Annotated in this window: 1 pseudogene; it reads left to right on the forward strand. The window is 41.3% G+C overall.

The annotated features are described in order from the left end of the window. Window positions 1-128: 128 nt before the first annotated feature. A pseudogene (locus tag F6K15_RS37930) lies at window positions 129-1,326 on the forward strand (RNA-guided endonuclease InsQ/TnpB family protein). Window positions 1,327-1,384 lie beyond the last annotated feature (58 nt).

A 1,384-nucleotide genomic window follows, 5' to 3' on the forward strand; every position in this document is an offset into this window, starting at 1 on the left:
TTTTTATCTCAATGTTGGTTGAAGACCCGTGCTCTCCCGCAGGGGAGCGTCGGGATGAAAACCAATCAATGTTGTGGTTTCACATATAATATGCTACAATGTAAATATTGACAAATAAACAGTAGTAGATGGTCGAAAAAGCGTACAAATTTAGATTCTACCCAACTCCTAAACAGGAAAATCTGTTGCGCAGGACTTTGGGTTGTGTGCGTTTAATCTACAACAAAGCTTTAGCAGCGAGAACTCAAGCTTGGTATGAACACAAGCAAAGAGTGAGTTACAAGCAAACTTCAGCTATGCTGACTCACTGGAAAAAACAGGAAGATTTAGATTTCCTCACACAAGTAAGCAGTGTACCATTACAGCAAGGCTTGAGACATCTACAAACAGCTTTCACTAACTTTTTTAGTGGACGTACTAAGTATCCTAACTTTAAGAAAAAGCGCAATGGTGGTAGTGCTGAGTTTACAAAGTCTGCATTTAAGTGGAAAGATGGTCAAGTATATTTAGCCAAATGCTCTGAACCATTACCCATTAGATGGAGTAGGCAGCTACCAACGGGTTGTGTACCTAGCACAATTACAATCAAGCTAGACCAAGCGGGTAGATGGTCTGTATCTTTGAGAGTGAACGATACTAGAAATTTGAATCTCAAGTCGGTCACCAAACAAGTAGGTATTGACTTAGGAATTACCAGTCTATTAACAACCAGTGAAGGAGAAAAATTTGCTAACCCAAAGAACCATTATAAGTTACACAAAAAATTGAGGTTAGCCCAAAAATCACTTTCTCGTAAAACCAAAGGCTCTGATAACTATCACAAAGCCGGGATAAAAGTCGCGAGGATACACGCAAAAATCAAAGATTCAAGGCTTGACTATACCCATAAGCGCGCCCACTCAACTGATTAGAGAAAATCAAACTATTGTAGTTGAAGATTTAGCGGTAAAAAATATGGTCAAGAATCACAAATTAGCAAGAGCCATTAGTGATGCCAATTGGGGAGAATTAGTGAGGCAATTAGAGTATAAGGCTGATTGGTATGGCCGAGAGTTAATCAAAATTGATAGATACTTTCCCAGTTCTAAACGTTGTTCTAGTTGTGGGCACACAGTAGAAAAATTACCATTAAACATTAGAGAGTGGGATTGCCCCGAATGTGGTAGTCACCATGACCGGGACATCAATGCAAGTATAAATATTTTGGCTGCGGGACTCGCAGTGTCAGTCTGTGGAGCGACTGTAAGACCATCTGGGAGTAAATCTCGGAAGGCAGGTGCTATGTTAGCGCAGCTCCTCTGTCAAGAGGAAACAGAAAACCCCTAACAGTGATGCTCGGGAATCCCGCGCTGTCTCGTGAGAGCAGCGTCGGGAGGATGTCAAT

It is taken from the genome of Okeania sp. SIO2B3, from assembly GCF_010672525.1.
Lineage (GTDB): Bacteria > Cyanobacteriota > Cyanobacteriia > Cyanobacteriales > Microcoleaceae > Okeania.